This window comes from Chthonomonas sp. (assembly GCF_035294165.1).
Lineage (GTDB): Bacteria > Armatimonadota > Chthonomonadetes > Chthonomonadales > Chthonomonadaceae > Chthonomonas.
In genome coordinates, this window is sequence record NZ_DATGLN010000215.1 from 1 (window position 1) to 19,375 (window position 19,375).

Consider the following 19,375-nt stretch of genomic DNA (forward strand, 5'->3'; position numbering starts at 1 on the left):
GGGCGCCCCTGCACCGTACGCCCGATCCCACAAACCATCTCGTCTATGCTAAGCACCTGAACCGACACGAAATAGGCTTGAAGCAGCTCACAGAGAGCACGATGATACTGCACATAAAGCAGGGGGCGCGCCTCTATCACCCCAGTTCTGGGCAGAGACGACGCGCCGTCCTCACGCTGGTGCCAGTGCGAATGCCAAACGCTTTTGCCTTATAAGAGGCGGCAATAGTGGGCAGATCGCGTTTGGACGACTTAGTTTTCCGGTGGAGAGGAACACAGCGAGAAGATGGGGTTTTGCCAGGTGGTACCTTGTAGCAGACGCAGCCCTCGTCGTTGATCGGCGCCCCGACACAGGTGCACGACTTCGACCTCACAAAAAGAGGCGGCGCATTGGCGATGCGCCGCCTCAACACGTTTCAAGTTTCTTCGTTAGTCCGGTTCGGGCAACGCCGGATTCGGCGGCGGAGCGGCCCCAGCATCCGGTAACCCGACAATGTGCAGGGTCACGATCTTATCATGCCCGACAGGTATGGAGAAGACCTTCCCTTTACCACGAAAGCCACCGGGCACCGGACGCTCTAAAATATCCGTCTGTGTGACCTGCACCGGCACCGAGAAATGGAGCTTGGCAACGGTATTTCGTCCCTGGGTCTCGAAAAACCGGAGGATATAGCCTTTACCATCCTCGCAGTGCTTGAGCGCCCCGGCGACCAGATCGCCCCACCCTTCCGCATCGCTTAGCGTAAAGGAAGGTACGCCTTCAGACTTCGCCGGATGGGCACTCGCCAGCACAGCCTGCAGGGGTATGTTAAAGGCCTTTCCTAGCTCTTCTGCCCGTGCTGCGCGCCAATCCCCAGAATGTGGTATCAAGGCATAAGCGAAGCGCTGCTCTCCCTCATCCGGATCGGGGTCGGGGTCATGAGAGGAACGCAGGAGACTAAGGCGAAAGACTGGCCCGTTCGCATCGTTCCCATATTTGCTGTCGTTCACAAAAGTAACCCCCCATAACGCTCTGCCGGGGCTTAGCGTCGCCACCGTTGCAGCGAAGAGATGCAGATTCGGATTTTGTGGCAACTGCACACGTACCACCCTCTCCCCATTCGGCACAGCGACAGCGATCATCCAAAGGTGAGCCGGCGTGTTCTCTTTATCGGTGCCGTTGTTGATGAGACGATAGGGAAAATCCATTACGTCGGTTTCCGATTGCCCACCGGTTACCCAGTCGCCCATCGCGATGGCCTGGGTGATCTCGTGCCCATCTGCAAGTTGCAACTTCAACAGCCCACCCTGATTGCCCAATGCGCCGGCACCTACAAGCAAGAGGGTATTGCCTTTTGCTGTTGGCGGTAGCGAGACAGTTTGGCCTTCACAGGCAATGTTATCCGGGCCGGGTGCATTGCCATGGAGAAGGATGGGAAGCTTCAGGCTGCCCACGGTGCGGAGGCCGGGCGACGGAAACAGGCTGCGAGGATAGCCACGCCCTTGCGAATCGAAATCGGCGTTACTATCCGAATTAAACCAGGCGTGTAGGTCGAGAGGGGTTGCCGCTAGCACTTTGGCACCGCTATAATCTGTCATATCCATCCATTTCTGGCCAGGGTTTTCCTGTCCGTTATCCGGTCGGTCTATACTTCCGTAAGGGATGGAGACGTGCAACTTAGGGTGCTGCATGGCCAGAGGAAACGCCACCTTCAGCATCTCGCTGTGCTCATGCCATTGCACATCGTTCTGCACATCCACCCGATCAAGTCCATCATAGAGCGATATCTCCTGCACGTAAGAGGATTTGTCTAGAGCGTGCGTTACCTGGACGGTCGCCACAACCGGGCCGCTCGATAGCAGGCGGACTTGGGCCCCTTGGGTTGTCAGTAGCTGCTGTTGGCCGGTGAAGTTGATGTCCCAGGCGCTGCCCGTATCCCCCAGCAACTGCAGTTCATTGGCCGAGGCAGCAAAAAGCTCTCGTTCCGTGCGGAGGTCTTCCAAACGCTGTATAAGCCCGGTTCGGGGATCGATCTCAAGGCGTAGAAAGGCGTTTTGCAGCACATAATCGCCGGTGCGCCCTTTTGAAACCGAGAGATGCGATGCGCAGGGCTTTTTAGAGAGAAAATAAAGCTTATGCCCGAAACCGGGGACATCCCTCGCGATAAACAGCAGCGTGTCAGACGCCAGAGCCTGTGCTGGGAAGAGATGGCCTGCTGCATCCCTAACGGAATGATATAAAGTTGCCTGAGGAACGCTCACTTTGACCGGACCGGTGCAAGCATAGGAAAGAGCGTTCCACACTACAACTGTCTTTTCACCCTTTTTTGCCCCGAGAGTATCCACACGGTTCGTGAGTGTTTGAAGAGCTTTTGCGGTTTGCTGCTCCGCCCATTGGCGGGCCGGGGTTAAATAGCTCTCCATCCAAGGATAGGTCGAATGGATGGCCGAACCACACATAATGTCGTGGAACTGCGCAAATGCCGTCGGCTTCCAAGCCTCCTCGAACCCCTGCACCGGGTAGGGAAGGCCGCTCACCGCAGCCAAAGAGGAGAAGGCCTCTGCTGTATAAAGTGCATTCTCGGTGCTGCGCACCGCCTTTTTAATATCGGCGTGCGTCGTGTAGCACCCCTCGAACGTGTACTGTAAATCTCTATCCACAACAGGCAATTGAGCCGTATTGGGATCGGAGCGGAGAATATCGAAGAATTTATCGGCGGTACAAAAATGCACTTTTGGCATAAGGGGGTCTTGTTGCAACTGCTTGCCGATAAGGATCATCTGCCGCGTAGGCCCTCCTCCGTGGTCTCCTACCCCGAAAACAACCAAAGCCTTCTTCAGCCCAAAGCCGTTCTCTATTTGCCATGGACGCACCATCTGGTCAACCGTTACCGGTTCATCGTAGCTGTTTGTGCTGGCTTTCAAAACACGAGAGCCATCCGGCGATTCCCACCAACTAAAGTAGATGCCATCGTTACAGCGCATGTGGTAGTAGTTAACTATGCCCACATTGCGCAGCAGTTGCGGGATTTGCCACGAGTGGCCGAACGAGTCGGGTAGCCAACCGGTTATAGCATAGCGCCCAAAATGTTTGTAAAAGTAGCGCTGGCCTAAGAAAAGCGATCGGGCAAGAGCTTCGCCAGAGGGCATATCGGTGTCCGATTCATCCCAAAAGCCGCTTACCGGGTCCCATTGGCCGCGTTGAACTGCGGCTTGTATAGCGGCGAACTCCTGTGGATACCGATGTTGAATCGGCACATAGGCGCCGGGCTGGCTCTGCACAAACCCAAAGTCGGGGAAGGCGTTCATCAGCTTTAAAGCGCTGGCCCAGGTGCGGTGGCACACATCTATGGTCTCCGGCCAAGGCCACAACCAGTTCATGTCTATGTGGGCATGCCCCACGTAGTAGACATCGTAGTTTTGGGTAAGCGGTCGTAGGCTCATGAGGGTCTCATGGGCAGCGGCCAGTTGCGCTGCCGATTGCTCTAACGGCAGGCTTGTAAGATGAGCGACATCCACTTTTGCCTCGGCTGCGGCCAGCGTGTTACGAATACGCTCGCTCTCTTGAGCAGGTACCTGCAAGGCTAGCTGCTGTAAAAACTGCATCTCCTGAAGTACCCAATCAAAATTGGGCTGCCATGGCCCTGGCGGCCCAAACACCAAACGGCTAAACATCAACCGTCCATCTCCCGGCCCGTTGATGCCGCGCACGGCGATAAAAAACTTCTCGCCCGGCCGCACATGGGGAGAGATCAGCACGTTGCCTTCATCCCAGTGAAAACTATCCCGCAACTCTCCATTTACGTAGACTTCCCCGTCGTCGTCCACGCCTATCTGCAGATACATCGGGGCACCTTCTGTTGAGACCCCTGCAACCTCGTCGGGCACCACGATCTGGGTGCGAAACCAGACGCGCGTGTTCTCTCCATGCCAAACAAACCCTGGATGAACTGTCTGCCAATCCGCATCGGACACCGTAGACATTTGGCCGTTCGGGATATCCGGCTGGTGGAACTTCCAATCGCTAATTGTTATCACACGACTGTCGCGCAGGAGGACAAGGGCATCCGTAAAGGAATCGGCGCGTGCTCTACTAGGCAAGCCGATGAGAAAAGCAAGGAACCCGGAAATAGCCCCACACAAACCGATCGCTTTGAAAATATCTCTCCTACTTCGCATGAGAACCTAACTCCTTACGTTCATTCTGATGTGCTTTAATAAGCGGCAATATCGCACGAAACGCGGTGTTTCCCGCCTCTCCCACCCATTCGTAGAGCGCCATTTCGACCGAAGAGGGTAGCACTCCTACCTGAAACATCTTCTTTAGTCCTAGCTCATGATCCCTTTGGAAACGTGCAGCCACAGCATCGGCAACGATATGCACCTGATAGCCCGCAGCTAGCAGTCCTAAAGCTGTTTGGCATACGCAGATATGGGTCTCCACACCACATAGTACTACCTGCCGCCTCTGCAGCGCCTGCAACTGCACCAGAAAACTCGATGCCTCGGCACAACTAAAGCAGAGCTTATCGAGCCAGGCATTTTCCTTTGGAAGCAGGTCGGCCAGTTCCTGCGTAACTCCACCGAGCTTGTCGCGATTTTGCGTGGTAACCAACAGAGGTATCCCCAGCACCTGCGCTCCCTGTAGTAAGAGTCGCGTGCTCCTCAAGAAGCTTTCCGAATTGGGCAAGGCGCGTAGGAGGGATTCCTGGAGGTCAATGGCCACTAAAACGCTTTCGTTAGAGCAGAGTGTGGCCGCATGTTTTGCTATCATTGAAACTCCTCGATTCGTGTCTTCTGGTCATGTTTTAAGTTCCGCTTTAAGAACAAAAATTCCTACCTCATAGAAAGCCCTCTCTTGACAGAGAGGGCTTTTGGGTTTATAATTGCAACGATTTAGCGGTTGGTCTTCACTGCGTTACCTCACCGACGTTTCCATCGTCAAATATTCGAGGAAATCGCAATACACCACAAATTAGAATAGGGGGTCTTAGACAATCATGCTGCCAATACGGCCGGGCGAGCCAAAAAAATCGTTTTCCATCCCGCTGATGCTGCTTGCCGGAGTGCTTTGGGCGCTGAGTGGGTCGCACCCACAAGCCATTGCCGACGACAGCCTCACCGGCAATGCGCTTAAAGCGCCGTTAGCGGTAGACTGGAAATACACGGGGCAAGCCTATTCCAACAACCCAACCGGCCCCGTTGTTGCTGATAGCACCATCTACTACGCTTCCGGCACACGTCTCTATGCGCTCGATGAACATACCGGTGCCCAAAAGTGGGTTTACCCAGAAGGCAGCTACTTGCCGAATCCCATAATGGCCACACCGACCATCAGCGGTGGTACCCTTTTTGTGCCCGAAGGCGATGGCCTCTATGCCCTCGATGCAGACACCGGTCGGCAAAAGTACCCGGCCTACAAAGTTCGAGGAGGCGTAATCAGTCATCCGGCCGTTTGGGGCGATAGCGTCTACTTTATCTCTGGCTCAGAACGTCTCTATGGCATCAAGGCCTCAAACGGCCATCCCCTTAACCCCCTGCTCGGCGGTGGCATTCCCCTTCCCGGAGCTTTAGAAGGCGATGTGGCTCTCTACAACGGCATGCTCTACTTCTGCACCTCCAATGGGGAGATACACGCGGTAGATGCTCAATCCGGCGCTCAGAAGTGGCATTCTCCGGTGCTCGGCGTCACGGCATTCTCTACCCCGGCCGTCTCGCAGAACTACACCTATGTTGTCGGCCAGTCGGCCGTAACCTGCCTGCGCACCGATAACGGTTTGGTGGTGTGGTCTTTACCGGCTAGAAACGATTTTACCGCCCCTGCAGCCACCGATTCCGATGGAAACGTCTATTTGTGCGCAGCGAACTTGAAGGTCTATGCACTAACCCCCCAAAGAAAACCTCTTTGGAAAAATATCCCTGAGGTTGATTTTCCGGTCAGCGCTGCACCTATCGTTTCCGGTAATCTGCTTATTGTGTGCAGTGCCGAAGCCGGCGTCTACGCTTACGATCGCAACACGGGCGAACTTGTGTGGGATTACTCTATTCAACCCTCTTCACTCGACCCGAATAAAGTGCCCCAAGAGAACCATGTGCTGGCAACGCCTGCTGTAGATAACGGGCACCTGTTCGTCGTATCTGACGATGGCTCGGTGACCTGTTTCAGCAACGGTGCGGTAGACCTTATCCCGCCCATCATTACACCGCTTGCCCCGGAACGCGGAGAGTATTGTAAAGGGGAACCGCCTTTCATCGTACGCGCACACATCTTCGATTTCGGTTCGGGTCTCAAGCCATCGAGTGTAACCCTTTCGATTGACGATCATCCCATCAATCAAGTCACTCGTGAAGACCTCATCAACGGGAAAGACGGCTTTACCTTCGACAAGGACAAGGGCATTTTAGAGTACGATATCCAACCCAAAACAACCGGAGTCTCGAATGCCTTTTCCGATGGACATCATACCATCACCATAACGGCCCAAGACTGGAAAGGCAACCAAAAAACCGAAACGTGGCTGTTTACCACAGGCGACTCCTATCCCATCGAACGTGCCCAACGCGCTCAGAATACACAGGGAACGAATACCGCAGGGGGGAGAAGCGGTCGTCCGGGGATTGGTGGCAGTGGGGGCGGAAACGGTGGAGGAAATTAAACAGACTGCCTCCACAACCAACGAAAAATCTCTCCTCGCGCTGCTTAGGTTAGCCAATTTACAGTTCAGCCCTAAAATTACCGGGGCGCTTCTCGAACGGTATTGCCCGGCGCTAGAAGCGCTTTTTGAGGCCACCGACAAGGAGTTGGCAGAGATCCCCGATTTGGACTTGCAGGCGCACCATGTGGTGCGCCTGCGAGATTCGGCCTATATTCCTACCGCATCCCAACGGCGATGGTTGGAGCGACCCGACACAGCCCTGCTGTGGAAAGGACATCCGAACTATCCCACAGCCCTCCTCGATATCTACGACCCACCGGCGATCCTGTTCTTGCAAGGAAGCTGTCGGAAATTCGATCCCACTTCGGTTGCTATTGTAGGTTCACGTCATGCCACTCCCTATGGCACGCATGTGGCCGAACGCATAGCACGTGAGTTGGCCGCCTACGGAATCCTCGTAATCAGCGGTGGCGCACGTGGTATTGATGCTGCCACCCATCGGGGTGTACTGGAGAAAAAAGGACGTACCTTAGCGGTGCTAGGCTGTGGCCCGGATGTCGCTTATCCTCGCGAGCATCGCTCTCTGTTTCAAGCCATTGCGCAGCAGGGCGCTCTTGTTTCGGAGTACCCACCGGGAACCCAGCCGGAGGCCTGGCGTTTTCCTGCCCGTAATCGCATTATCAGCGGTCTTGCTCAGGCCGTTCTCGTTGTGGAAGCTCCCATCAACAGTGGGGCACTCATCACCGCGCGTTATGCTCTTGAACAGGGGAGATCGGTGCTTGCTGTGCCCGGCGACATCAACCGCCCGGCCAGTGCCGGCACAAACGCTCTGTTGAAAGAGGGAGCCATTGTGGTCACAGAAACAGGCGACGTTCTCTACGCTCTTGGGCTTACCGCCTTAGCCGCCAAGCCGCGTCAACCCGCCCTCGACTTCGATACAGGCCAACCGAACACGCCGAATACCTCGCATCTGAACGAACTGCAACGCAAACTTGTGGAATCTCTCTCCCTTACCCCACGCCACATCGATCAAATCGCCCAGGAGGTTCAGCGCTCCGTTGCCGAAGTCAGCACGGAGATGACCTTGCTGGAGTTGTCGGGCTTCGTGCAGCGCCTGCCGGGAAACACGTATGTGCGCGGCCAGTCGCTTTGACTTTAGGTCGCCGGCTCGGAGGTCGTCTCTAAAAGATCAAGAGGCAGCCTCTGAGAGCGTTTATCAAGTTGGCTCCAAAGCAATGTTAGCAATACACAAAACAGATAGCCTCCAACGTTCAAATAGACCGCTTTGGACGCTCCCAAGTGGTTTGCGACAAACCCGATCTCCAACCCCCCTAACGGCATCAGCCCTCCAAAAACAAAGGAGTAGATGGCCATAACTCTTCCTCGAAGCGCATCGGGTACCTGCTCCTGAACCATTGTGTTTGCCGTGATGCCAAAGGCGGTCATAAAGATGCCACTCAGCATGAGCGCGGGCATGGCAGGCAGCTCCGAGTGGCAGGCCCCAAAGAAAAGCAGGGTGACTCCAAAGAAAATGGCGGCTATGTAGAGGAGAAATCGGCGAGCAAAACGATGGGAGAAAGAGGCCACCAACAGCCCACCTATAGCGGCTCCCACCCCACTTGCCGACATCATGCGCCCTAAGATGACGGCAGAGGCCTGCTTGCGTGCCGCTAAAGTGGTGCCTGCTATCGCGGCAAACTTATCGGAATAGACCGGATAAAGGGTCGAAACCGACCAAGCCCCTAAACTCGCCGCGCCGACAAGCAGTATCACTCGTAGAGGGCCTCGGTTCCTGGCCAAATAGTGGAAACCGCTTACTAAAGAGAGTTGACGGCTTACCGGCACAAAGGGCGGCAGATGCATCATAATAAGGGAAATGATGACGGCAATGTAGCTTAGGCCGTTGAGAAAGAAACAGGCGGTGGCCCCAAAGCGCGCAAGCGTAACACCGGCTAAAACGGGGCCACACACGCGGGCTACATTGAACTGCAGGGAGTTGAGCGCAATAGCGTTTCCCAGCATCGCCGGGTCGTCCACCATTTCGCTAACAAAGGCCTGTTGTGCCGGCATGTTATAGGCATTTACCACGCCGGAGAGGGCCGCTAACAAGGCAATATGCCAAGGGCGAATGGGCACTATCCAGTTGGTGTTGAGCAAGGCGAGGGCAAAGGCCAAAAGCATAGCGGCAGCCTGCGTTATCACCAAGATCGTCCGGCGTGGGTATCTATCGGCTGCTTTGCCGCCGTGTAGGGTCAAAAGAACATAAGGCACGGCGCCGGCCCCCGTAACGATGCCGAGCCAACTCGCCGAATGGGTAAGCTCATAGACCAGCCACTGTTGGGCCATGGTTTGCATCCAGGTGCCGACCACAGAAATGAACTGCCCAACAAAAAAGAGGCGGAAGTTACGGGAACGAAGCGCAAGAAAGGGCGTAGGCCGAGTTGGCTGCGCCGGACTATTCAAATCGCAGCGCCTCGATGGGATTGAGTGCGGCGGCTTTACTCGCCGGATAGATTCCGAAGAACAACCCTACGCCCGCTGAGACAACCAGACCGGCTATCACCGCGCGAGGGTCTACAATCGTGTTCCAGCCTCCGACCGTCGCCAAGAGATGCGCACCGATCACCCCGAGGGCAAGGCCTATAATCCCCCCAATGAGGGAGATAATGGAGGACTCGATAAGGAACTGCAGCAAGATGTCGCGCGGAGTTGCACCGATAGCTTTACGAATGCCGATCTCGCGTGTGCGCTCGGTAACCGAAACCAACATAATGTTCATGATCCCGATACCACCCACAACCAGCGAGATAATCGCAACGATAGAGAGCAGCGAGGTCATTGTGCCGGTCACGCTTTGTTGCCGATTCATCAAGTCGGTTTGGCTGCGTATTTCGAAGTCGTCGTTTTGTGGGAAGGGTGGTTGCAGGTGGTGCTGGTTTCGCAGATAGTTCGCTATCTGCTCCATCGCCAAAGGCATCATTTTTGCACTTGTGCATCGCACATTCATTGCATCAATATTTGTGGTGTTTGCGATGCGCTGCATCACAGTGGTGATCGGTGCAATAATCACATCATCCTGATCTTGCCCCCAGATGCCGGAGCCTTTCGGTGTTAACTCGCCGATCACCAAAAAGTCTTGGTTGTTGATAGAGATATGCTGACCCACAAGGTCGTTATCAGGACTGCCTGTCAGGCTTTCCACAACGGTTTGCCCTACTACGCACACCTGACGCACGCCTTCAATATCGCTCTGATCAAAGAAGCGGCCGCGCATCACGGAGGCATTATTAACGAAGGGATATTCCGTGTTTGTTCCCTGTAAAGTTGTTGTGGCATTATTGTCTTGAAAACGGATTTGCACGCTGCGACGCACTATAGGCGCAACGGCCGCTATGGCCTGGGTAAAGTTTTTTGCGATGGCGTTGGCCTCATCCAACGTGAGACGATTGGGCGGCGCCGGTGGTGTCGGGAAGCCGTTGCTTGTGGCTGTGGTGGTTCCTTTACCAGACTGCGCCGCCAAGGCAGCCGCCGGGGCGATATGAAGGCGCGGTGGGCCGTTCCACACAAAAAGCAAGTTCGTTCCCAGCTCGTCAATGGTCTGCTTCACGCGTTGGGTCGCCCCCTCACCTATGGCGACTACAAGGATCACGACCCCGACACCGATAATGATGCCGAGCATCGTGAGAAATGTTCGCATCTTGTTTCCGGCCAACCCTCGAAGGGCAATACGTGTGGATTCTAGCAGATTCATCTCTTTACACCTGCTGCATTTGAACTTCTAGACGACGTTTTTGTTCGCGTTCTCGCTCGGCCATCATCGCCGCAAGCGCCTCACGCGCATAGATTCGCTCGGTAACCGGCTCATCATCCACGATGCGCCCATCCCTAATTGTGACGATTCGCTTGGCATGGCGTGCTATATCTGGCTCATGCGTCACCATCACAACGGTAATGCCCTCGTCGTTGAGATTTTGGAAGATATCCATAATCTCTTCGCTTTGAAGACTTGAGAGATTTCCGGTAGGCTCATCTGCCAGAATGAGAAGCGGTTCAGGGGCAAGAGCACGTGCGATGGCCACCCGTTGCTGCTGCCCACCAGAGAGTTGATTCGGCCAGTGATCGAGTCGATCGCCCAAGCCTACTCGCTCCAAGGCCGCAATAGCGCGCTCGGTTCGGTCTTTTCGACGTGCATAAACCAAGGGAAGCTCCACGTTTTCCAGAGCCGTTGTCCGAGGGAGCAGATTAAACCCCTGAAAGACGAACCCTATCTTACGATTACGGATATGAGCCAGTTCAAACTCATCCATCTCGGCCACCTCGATCCCATCTATCTTATAGGAGCCGGTTGTGGGGGTATCGAGGCAGCCGATGATGTGCATGAGGGTAGATTTGCCCGATCCGGAGGGCCCCATAATGGCCACAAACTCTCCACGATAGATGTCGAGGTCAACACCATCGAGAGCCTGCACAAGTTGATCACCCATTTCATATACTTTGGTGATTCCTCGAAGGCAGAGCATGGGTTCTTCGATCGGCATCAAGACCCTCCGTTGGACGGTTTCTTCTGTTTGTTTTTATTGTTACTCGTGAACGGCGAGGCATTGCCCCACATCGGCCTATTCGAGCTGGCCGTACCGGCACGCACAATGGTGTCGCCTTCATTTAAGCCGGCCAGAATGGCGGTATTAACTCCGTCACTTCCTCCTACTTTCACCACATGGGGCGTGATGACCTGCTTTCCATCCTTCATCGTCAACACATCCACCGTAGCGCCATGCACGCCTAGATGCACGGACTCGGCGGGCACGAGCAGCACATTGGACAATTTGCCTACATGGATAATGACGTTGGCCGTCATATCGGGCTTAAGTCCAGGATATTGATGGTCAAGGGCAATCGTTACATCGTAGGTTACCACTCCCTGCATGATCGTTGAACCCGATGCGATCTTGGCAACATGCCCTTTAATCACCGTATGTGGGAAGGCATCCACCGTACAATCGGCCTCTTGACCAAGCTTCACCTTGCCGATATCGGTCTCATCCACATAGGCGTCTATCTGGAGCCGATGCAGGTCGGCCACGATGATAAGGGTAGGCGCCGAAAGCCCGGCCACCAGTGTCTCCCCCTGTTGCGAGGCTAGCTGAAGAACCGTGCCGGTAATCGGGCTACGGATGATTGTTTTGTTGACCTGGGCGTTCCAATAAGCCACCTGTTGCCTTGCTGCAGCCACCTGATCTTGGTCTTGCACAATGGTCTGCTGCTTTAAGAGGTTCTGCGTGAGGCTCGCCTGGGCAGAGATGAGATTGGCTTTCGCCTGTTTCACGGCGGCCTGAGCGTTACGCACATCGGCCTCTTTCACAGCATTCTGATAGACCTCGGCTTTCGCGGCATCGTAGGCGGCTTTGGCCGAGTCTAGGTTCTGTTGGGCCTGGGTCACCTGGTCTTGCGCGGTCTGCAGGTCTGCCGTCACCTTTTGGCGAACAAGCTCCACATTTTGCTGGGCGGCAGCCACCTGGGCTTCATCTACCGTGTAGGTCGCTTGGGCATCGTCCACGGCACTTTGAGCGACGAACCCTTTTTGCAGCAACTGCTTCTGTCGTCGGAGATTCAGCTCAGCGTTGTGCGCGGTTGCCTGAGCTTGGGTAAGCTGCGCCTGTGCTGTGGCGATCTCAAGATTGGCGCTCGCCTGGGTCTGCCGAAGGGTAGCTTGTGCCGTACTGAGAGCGGCTTTGGCTGCAGAAAGGGCCGCTTGCGCTTTTTGTATGTCGGTGCGCGTTTGCTCCTCCTGTTGGCGTGCCGCTGCCTTAGCAGATGCGAGTTGAGCTTCAGCACTACGCAGTTGTGCCTTCGCCTGGGTAACGGCGCTGTTGGTTTGATCTTTAAGCATTTGAACGCCGGAGAGGTCTTGCTGCAACTTCATCTCGGCGGCTGCAAGGTTTGCTTGAGCCTCATTGCGCTGCGCGGTGATATCCGGCAAATCCAACTCGGCGATGGGCGCTCCCTTGTGTACGATCTGACCGACATCGGTATAAAGGCGCTTGATAACACCGGTAATTTGGGAGCCGATCTTCACCTCCGCCCCTGTTTGGGCGGTAACGCTGCCTGTGGCGGAGATGGTTTCCTCTAAGTCGCCTCGCACCACCTTGGCCGTGATCAGTGGAGACCCTGTATCTTTCGAGGCATGCGTAGCGCTCCACCCCCACCATCCAAGGGCCAAAAGCACACCTATCGTCACAACACTGGGCCAAGGGCGGAAACGACGGCGTGTTTTACGGCGCAAAGCAGCTGCATGCGGATTCGACACCGATTCCATTTGTTTGTCCTCACCAGGTCCGAAGACCAAAAGTCCTAATTTTTTGATCGGCAAATGAATAGAGAAGAGCTTGTATACAGGCAAGACCTTCTCTAAATACGTTTAGCAGAACCGTTTTTGCACCCATTTTTGGCGCAGTGGTTCGTATATCCTTATTATTTTGGACGACAAAACATCTGAAAAGTTATCCCAAATTTCCTAGCCCTTGCCAACAAAGGGCCTTCGGCTGCTGCGGAAGCGACCGTGGGGGATTCTGGCACCCACACTCTCATACCACAAGCAAAATAGGGAGAGACGATACGCCTCCCCCTGCCCTCTCCAATGTACACTTTAGGGGCGACTGGTCGGACTCGAACCGACGACCTCCAGGGCCACAACCTGGCACTCTAACCGGCTGAGCTACAGTCGCCACATCACTCCTTATGCTAGCACGGAACGCCCCTTTTTGTCAAGAGGAGCACGACGGCTCAAACTGTTTTTGAGGTATGCTTTTACTAACAGAATTCGTTGTCAGAAGGCAGATCGGTTTCATGAGCTTCATAAGGCATACCATGCCTCTCCTTACCCTGTTTTTCACTTTCGTGCTTCCATTGCGGGGTCTCTGCACGCCACCCTCCTTCATGATAGGTGCCGATCTCTCTTTTCTCAAATTCGCAGAAGACCAAGGCGATGTTTTTCTAGAGAACGGCAAGCCCATGGACGTGCTCCAACTGCTCAAAAACCACGGGTACAACTGGATTCGGCTCCGTCTCTTTGTTCATCCCACCGACCTCCCAAATGGTCTTGAATACACCATCGCTCTTGCGAAGCGTGCGAAGGCACTAGGCTACCATTTTCTGCTCGATCTGCACTACTCGGATACATGGGCAGACCCACAGCATCAGATAACGCCGCAGGCCTGGCAAAAACTCAGTCACCCTCAACTGGTGCAGACGGTCTTCAGCTACACAAAAAGCACTTTAGAGGCCTTTCGTAGCGCCGATATGCTGCCCGACATGGTGCAGATCGGTAACGAGATATCGGCCGGCTTCCTCTGGCCGGATGGCAAACTGCCCGCAAATTGGGACCATTTCGCCGATCTCCTCAAGGCCGGCATTGCCGGTGTGCACGCCGCCTGTCCGGGGACACCGTGCCCTAAAATTATGATCCACATCGATCAAGGGGGTAATGTTGCTAACACAAGCACCTTTTTTAATAAACTGGCCTCCTATCATATCGCCTTCGATGTCATCGGCCAATCCTACTACCCCTGGTGGCAAGGCCATCTTGAGGCTTTGAGAGAGAATATGAATTTTATGGCCACCACGTATCATAAACCGATCGTGATCGTTGAAACCGCCTACCATTGGCAAACAGCCGAATATCCAAACGGCAATGGGCCTTTTCCGGAAACGCCGGACGGACAGAAACAGTTCTTGCAAACCCTCTATCAGATCGTGCAGAATACACCCAACCATTTGGGTGCGGGCATCTTCTGGTGGGAACCTGCCGTTCCGTTCCAAGGGCCCTACTCCCGCTTAGTATCCCGAAGCTTCTTCAATGACGACCATGAGGCGCTTCCCGTCATCACAGCCTTCGAGGGTCGCAAGCTCGATACAAGTGTGCCACCATCTAGTTCGTCGGAGAAATAACACATCTTAGTTTGGGAGGTCTCGCGCATGTTGCCTGTCATCAAACACAGCGCCTACAACCTACTGTGCGTTGGAGCGTTCCTTATCGGAACCATCTCCTTTCCTTCGGCCCAAACATTGCCGGGGCTGCCGGCACAACCGGCTCCCCCTTCCCAACAGACCACCACTCCCCCAGCAACGCCCACACCGGCACCCGGCTCCGCAGTAGATTTTCGCACCCGCCCCCCATGGCCTGTTGCCGCTCATATTCTTAAGCGTACCCCCGACCTGAACGGCATCATCGAGGACGATCAATGGAACCCGTTCTATACGGTGGCTTCTGGCCCCATCACCGGCACTGTTTTTTGCGACTGGGACGATAACTATCTCTACGTCGCCGCCCGAACCTCTCAACCGGCTACGCTCATCATTGATGTGGATGCCTCCGACAACGGATGGCTGCGTGGCTCCGACAACCTCGAGCTGGTGGTAGGCCCCGCCGGCCCCAACCAAAAGCCGGCTCTGGTAGCTCGCGTGCTCGATGCGTCGAGCGCCAAAGATGTCCCCTTTTGGACAACACAGGGCCTTGATGTCAACGCCATTCTCACCGCCGGGCGCCTTATCGGCAGCACCCAAGAGATCGAGGTTGCCATTCCTAAAGATACGGCGGGGCTTCTTCCCACCGCTGGCGCCACCATAGGCCTGCGAGTCGAGTTCATTCCGCCCATCGCCCCTACAGCCTATACCCCCACAGCCCCCTACGAGCCGCACCTGCTCCTCGATGCAAACCTCGTTAACTCCGAGGTGCAGACCGTGCCGGGCATTACCCCCCACTTAGAGCTTTCCGATTATCGGTGCATTGCCGGCCAGAAACTTTTCGCTACCCTCTTCTTGCTCAACCAAACAGACCAGACCATTCCCTTACGCTCGGTTCTATGGCAGGGAGTCGGCAACTCGAAAAACGCGGTAGACACCATCAGCACGGTAACGCCCCCGCCACTGCCTCCACGAAAAACGGTAAAATTTGGCTACAAAACCATCCTCCCAAAAGACCTCCCGTTGGGCAACTATACCCTGCAAGTAACGGCCACCCTGGGCGACGGACGCCAAGTGAGCGCCTCCGCCTCCTTCACCATCGTAGAGCCGATCGAAGCACACCTTCAACCCTATCCCGATCCCCTCTACATCGCCGGCACCACACGCCTTGATCTGCGTGTGGTGATCACCAGTGCGGTGCCCGACCACTTCCGAGGACGACTAGAGCTGCTTCAATATCCTAAAGCCTGGCAACTTGAGGGCAATCCAGAACGAAGCGTTGTGGTCTATGGAGAGGACGCCACCGGCATCTCCCATGTCTATTTCAACCTGCCAGCCGATACGAAGCCGGGAGACTATCCCATCGAAGCGCGCATCGTATGGCTCGATAAAACATGGCCGCTCCACTGCACGGTGCACGTTGCGGGGAATGAGGCCTTAACCCCACCCCCGAATAAGAAGTAGCCATCATGATCGAGTATGCCATCGAAACAGTAGGGCTTCGCAAACGGTTTCGTGGGATTGAGGCCGTGCGCAGGCTCGACTTGCAAATACCGCGCGGTGAGGTTTTCGGACTGCTTGGCCCCAACGGTGCAGGCAAAACCACCTCCATTCTCATGTTGCTTGGCAACATTCGTCCAACCGACGGTCACGGTTTCTTATTAGGGAAACCCTTAGGGAACATTGAGGTAAGGAAATATGTGGGTTTTCTGCCGGAGAAGTTCCAATTTCACGACTTCCTTACGGCCACCGAGTTTTTAGACCTCCATGGTAGGCTGGCGGGCATGAACGCCTTAGAACGCGCAAGGCGCATTCCCGAAGTGCTCAAGCTGGTGGGGCTAGCCGAACGCGCTCACGCCCGCATCCGCGAGTTTTCCAAAGGCATGCAGCAGCGCATCGGCCTCGCACAGGCGATGCTCCATAAACCCCAGTTGATCGTTCTTGATGAACCGACCTCCGCTCTCGATCCCTTAGGGCGCCGGGAGGTACGCGACATCATTCTGCAGCTTCGCAACGAGGGCTGCACCGTGTTGCTGAACTCTCACCTGCTCTCCGAAATCGAAATGACCTGTGATCGTGTGGCGATCATGAAGAAAGGTGCGGTCGTCGCCCAAGGCCCCATAGAGGAGCTTCTGGCCTTCTCCTCGGTGGTAGAGCTAGAGGTCGGCGACATGAACGATGCGGCGATGCAAGCGCTGCGTCAGGTGGCAACCCGCCTTAAATTCGAGAGTATGCCACCACGCAAAATTTGGGCGTGGGTACCCTCGGAGGAGAGCGTTCCCGAGCTGGCACGCGCGGTGGTTTGCAACAACGCCAAACTGTTAGCCCTCATACCCAAGCGAGAAACGCTGGAAGAGCTTTTTCTGCGCATCGTTGCAGAGAACGAACCGGCCATCAAGCAGTAGGCGCATAGAAAAAGACAAATACCACTATAGCCAGTGTTCGCGCTTGTGAACGGACACACCCTTATCGCGAAGAAATACCGATGGCCTCCCCGATGTGCTTGAATCCGTCCCGTTCCAAAAGCCGTAATAAGCCCTGGTTGATCCGAAGCGGCAAAAACGGCCCTTCATAGATCAAAGCCGTGTAGATCTGAACAAGCGATGCCCCAGCCTTTATACGTTCGTAGGCCTCCTCTGCACTATCTATGCCCCCCACCCCGATAATCGGTATCTGCCCACCTGTTGCCCGATAGAGCCGTTTTAGCGTTGTAATGGCACGCTCACGCAGCGGAGGCCCGCTCAACCCACCCTCTTCACGTAAGCCCTCGAAAGCCCCCTCTCTTGCCACGGTCGTGTTCGTTGCAATGATGCCTGCAATCCTTTGTTCCAACACAACCTCGGCCACATCGCAAATATCTTCCGGCGCCATATCGGGGGAGACCTTCACAAACAGCGGCACTGCCCGATGCCCGCGAGCTACCGTTTGGCATTCGCTCTCCTCTTTTAACAGAGTCAACAGGTTCCGCAATCGGTTTTTCTCTTGCCATTGGCGCAACCCCGGTGTATTTGGCGAGGAGACGTTCACCGCGATATAGCTGGCGTAAGGGGCAAGCCGCCGAAAACTGGCCCGGTAGTCGTCGAGCGTGGCAGCCTCACCCTGAACATGTCGCGTCTTTCCGATATTCACCCCGAGGGGGAACGGAAGCCCTTTCCCGCGCTGAACCAGCGAAAGCCGATAGGCCACCACGTCCGCGCCATCGCTGTTAAACCCAAGCCGGTTGAGAATGGCTTTGTGTTCGGGAAGGCGAAACAGGCGCGGTTTTGGATTGCCCGGTTGGGGCTGTGCGGTCACCGTGCCCACCTCCACAAACCCGAACCCCAAGCGCGGCCAAATGGGAACGGCCAGGGCATTTTTATCGCAGCCGGCAGCAAGCCCCACCGGATTTGGGAAAACGATGCCCGCGATCTCTTGGCGTAGGGCGAGATGCGTAAAAGGACGGCTACACCTTACAAGATTCCCCATTTGGGCCAACAAAGAGATGGTGCGCTCGTGGGCACGCTCGGCATCTTGAGCGAAAAGCAGCGGGCGTAGAACACGCCGGTAGATCATGCGGGGTCCTCCTCCTCGCGCATATATTCTACCTGGACGATCTCGATGGTTGCCGCTTTATGCCCAAGGATAGGCGCATCAGGGTCAATGACTGCCGCCGTTAAGGGGCCTCCGTAGACGGCCCCCGTGTCAAGACCTATTTTGTTACGTTGGATCAACGGCCGGCCATCCGGCTGGGGCGTGTGCCCAAAGACGATCAGACGCCCCCCGATCAAAGGTTTATAGGAGAGAAACGGCTCCCGAATCCAGAGACGAGGGTCTAAACCATACGCCGCGTCCTCCCATTTCATACCGGGGGGCACGACCCCGGCATGAACAAAATGGTAGTTACCACAAATATACTCCATTTGGGTTGCCCGTAAAAAGGCGATATGTTCCGGCGGAATGGCCTCTCGCCAATGCAGCATGTCGGCAGGTTGATAAGAGAGGAGGGTTTCGACCCCACCGTTCTCCAGCCACAGATAGGTCTGCTCGCTGTGAAGCACAAACCCCTCTTTTGCCGCCGGCTGTGTGGGGGGGCCGTCGAGTGCATCAAGCATGAGCTGTTCGTGGTTGCCGCGCAAAAAAACGGTGTTTGGCCGCTCCTTTTGCAGCGCGATCAGCAGTTCCACAACCGCACGGGAATTTTCTCCCCGATCTACATAATCTCCGAGAAAAACAAGCCGGTCTATCTCTCGCAAGGGGCGCGTGCGTAGCCTCTCTAAGAGAACCCGAAGTTGGGCTATTTGGCCGTGAATATCCCCGATGGCAATGATCAGTGGTCGGCCTTCCTCCATCGCCTTAGAGATCGTGGAGGTAACGGTTCTGCGCATCAACAAGGATAGCCCTCGCTTTTATCGGTTCTTCACTCAAACAGAAGGCCACAATAATCACGCGGTCACCAACGCGCACCCTATGAGCAGCCGCTCCGTTCACCACGATCTCCCCTTTGCCTGCCTCACCTTCCATCACGTAGGTCTCAAAGCGTTCGCCGTTCTCTACATCCCATACATGCACCAACTCTCCGGGCAGCAGTCCCACACGATCCATCAGCTCCCGATCTATCGTGATACTCCCTTCATAGTTCACATTGGCATCGGTTACCCGAGCATGGTGTATCTTGCTTTTTAAAAACGTCAACAGTCGCATAAGTCTCCTAGTAAAAGCGGCTCCTCACTTCGTGTTTTTCCAACTCGGCATTATACCCTCAACGCTCAAACCTATGTCACACAGGACATCGAAAACGGT

Annotated in this window: 16 protein-coding genes and 1 tRNA gene; 6 read left to right on the plus strand and 11 right to left on the minus strand. The window is 55.3% G+C overall.

All coding sequences use genetic code 11. From position 1 onward, the window contains the following. Nucleotides 1-215: hypothetical protein (locus tag VKV29_RS11925; RefSeq protein WP_324201536.1), on the plus strand; the 215-nt coding region annotated here is incomplete at its 5' end. Here VKV29_RS11925 and VKV29_RS15315 read toward each other — a convergent pair. From VKV29_RS15315 to VKV29_RS11940, 3 genes are read right to left on the minus strand one after another with little or no spacing between them, the layout of a single operon-like run. Beyond that, nucleotides 137-412, minus strand: coding sequence for a hypothetical protein (locus tag VKV29_RS15315; RefSeq protein WP_343217367.1), 276 nt, complete (start codon nucleotides 410-412; stop codon nucleotides 137-139). The genes VKV29_RS11925 and VKV29_RS15315 overlap by 79 nt on opposite strands. A 16-nt stretch (nucleotides 413-428) precedes the next feature. Beyond that, the gene (locus VKV29_RS11935) at nucleotides 429-4,157 is read right to left on the minus strand and encodes an alpha-mannosidase (RefSeq protein WP_324201538.1); all 3,729 of its coding nucleotides are present in this window, start codon (nucleotides 4,155-4,157) and stop codon (nucleotides 429-431) included. Continuing rightward, nucleotides 4,147-4,752 carry an isochorismatase family protein gene (locus VKV29_RS11940; protein ID WP_324201539.1) on the minus strand — a complete coding sequence of 202 codons (606 nt, stop codon included), beginning with the start codon at nucleotides 4,750-4,752 and terminating at the stop codon, nucleotides 4,147-4,149. Before VKV29_RS11940 ends, VKV29_RS11935 begins: the two co-directional genes overlap by 11 nt. A 226-nt stretch (nucleotides 4,753-4,978) precedes the next feature. Between VKV29_RS11940 and VKV29_RS11945 the strand changes: the two genes are divergently transcribed. Together VKV29_RS11945 and dprA are read left to right on the plus strand one after the other, a co-directional pair. Further along, entirely contained in the window at nucleotides 4,979-6,634 is a 1,656-nt protein-coding gene (locus VKV29_RS11945) for a PQQ-binding-like beta-propeller repeat protein (protein ID WP_324201540.1), read from the plus strand. Beyond that, entirely contained in the window at nucleotides 6,621-7,787 is a 1,167-nt protein-coding gene (dprA, locus tag VKV29_RS11950) for a DNA-processing protein DprA (protein ID WP_324201541.1), read from the plus strand. Before VKV29_RS11945 ends, dprA begins: the two co-directional genes overlap by 14 nt. 2 nt (nucleotides 7,788-7,789) lie before the next feature. On the opposite strand, the gene VKV29_RS11955 is transcribed toward dprA, so the two are convergent. The 5 genes from VKV29_RS11955 to VKV29_RS11975 form a co-directional block, all read right to left on the minus strand. Continuing rightward, nucleotides 7,790-9,097 carry an MFS transporter gene (locus VKV29_RS11955; RefSeq protein ID WP_324201542.1) on the minus strand — a complete coding sequence of 436 codons (1,308 nt, stop codon included), beginning with the start codon at nucleotides 9,095-9,097 and terminating at the stop codon, nucleotides 7,790-7,792. After that, nucleotides 9,090-10,385, minus strand: coding sequence for an ABC transporter permease (locus tag VKV29_RS11960; protein WP_324201543.1), 1,296 nt, complete (start codon nucleotides 10,383-10,385; stop codon nucleotides 9,090-9,092). The genes VKV29_RS11955 and VKV29_RS11960 overlap by 8 nt, the downstream gene beginning before the upstream one ends. Nucleotides 10,386-10,389: 4 nt before the next feature. Then, nucleotides 10,390-11,172, minus strand: coding sequence for an ABC transporter ATP-binding protein (locus tag VKV29_RS11965; protein ID WP_324201544.1), 783 nt, complete (start codon nucleotides 11,170-11,172; stop codon nucleotides 10,390-10,392). Beyond that, nucleotides 11,172-12,950 (minus strand): HlyD family secretion protein, encoded by a 1,779-nt coding sequence (locus tag VKV29_RS11970; RefSeq protein ID WP_324201545.1) that lies wholly within the window; start codon nucleotides 12,948-12,950, stop codon nucleotides 11,172-11,174. The genes VKV29_RS11965 and VKV29_RS11970 overlap by 1 nt, the downstream gene beginning before the upstream one ends. Before the next feature lie 335 nt (nucleotides 12,951-13,285). Then, nucleotides 13,286-13,359: transfer RNA gene (locus VKV29_RS11975), tRNA-His, on the minus strand. Nucleotides 13,360-13,480: 121 nt separating this feature from the next. Here VKV29_RS11975 and VKV29_RS11980 point away from each other — a divergent pair. The 3 genes from VKV29_RS11980 to VKV29_RS11990 are packed head-to-tail and all read left to right on the plus strand — an operon-like array spanning nucleotide 13,481 to nucleotide 17,001. Then, nucleotides 13,481-14,581, plus strand: a complete 1,101-nt coding sequence (locus VKV29_RS11980) for a glycoside hydrolase family 53 protein (RefSeq protein ID WP_324201546.1) — start codon at nucleotides 13,481-13,483, stop codon at nucleotides 14,579-14,581. 27 nt (nucleotides 14,582-14,608) lie between these two features. Then, the gene (locus tag VKV29_RS11985) at nucleotides 14,609-16,060 is read left to right on the plus strand and encodes a hypothetical protein (protein ID WP_324201547.1); all 1,452 of its coding nucleotides are present in this window, start codon (nucleotides 14,609-14,611) and stop codon (nucleotides 16,058-16,060) included. A gap of 5 nt (nucleotides 16,061-16,065) precedes the next feature. Next, nucleotides 16,066-17,001, plus strand: coding sequence for an ABC transporter ATP-binding protein (locus VKV29_RS11990; protein WP_324201548.1), 936 nt, complete (start codon nucleotides 16,066-16,068; stop codon nucleotides 16,999-17,001). 61 nt (nucleotides 17,002-17,062) lie between these two features. Here VKV29_RS11990 and VKV29_RS11995 read toward each other — a convergent pair whose 3' ends face one another. Genes VKV29_RS11995 through panD form a run of 3 tightly spaced genes read right to left on the minus strand, consistent with a single transcriptional unit; the run spans nucleotide 17,063 to nucleotide 19,276 of the window. Further along, a complete protein-coding gene (locus VKV29_RS11995; protein ID WP_324201549.1) occupies nucleotides 17,063-18,148 on the minus strand; it encodes a quinone-dependent dihydroorotate dehydrogenase in 1,086 nt (361 codons plus the stop codon). Then, nucleotides 18,145-18,960, minus strand: coding sequence for a metallophosphoesterase family protein (locus VKV29_RS12000; protein ID WP_324201550.1), 816 nt, complete (start codon nucleotides 18,958-18,960; stop codon nucleotides 18,145-18,147). The genes VKV29_RS11995 and VKV29_RS12000 overlap by 4 nt, the downstream gene beginning before the upstream one ends. After that, complete coding sequence (panD, locus tag VKV29_RS12005) at nucleotides 18,929-19,276, minus strand: aspartate 1-decarboxylase (RefSeq protein ID WP_324201551.1); 348 nt, start codon at nucleotides 19,274-19,276, stop codon at nucleotides 18,929-18,931. Before panD ends, VKV29_RS12000 begins: the two co-directional genes overlap by 32 nt. Nucleotides 19,277-19,375: the final 99 nt, after the last annotated feature.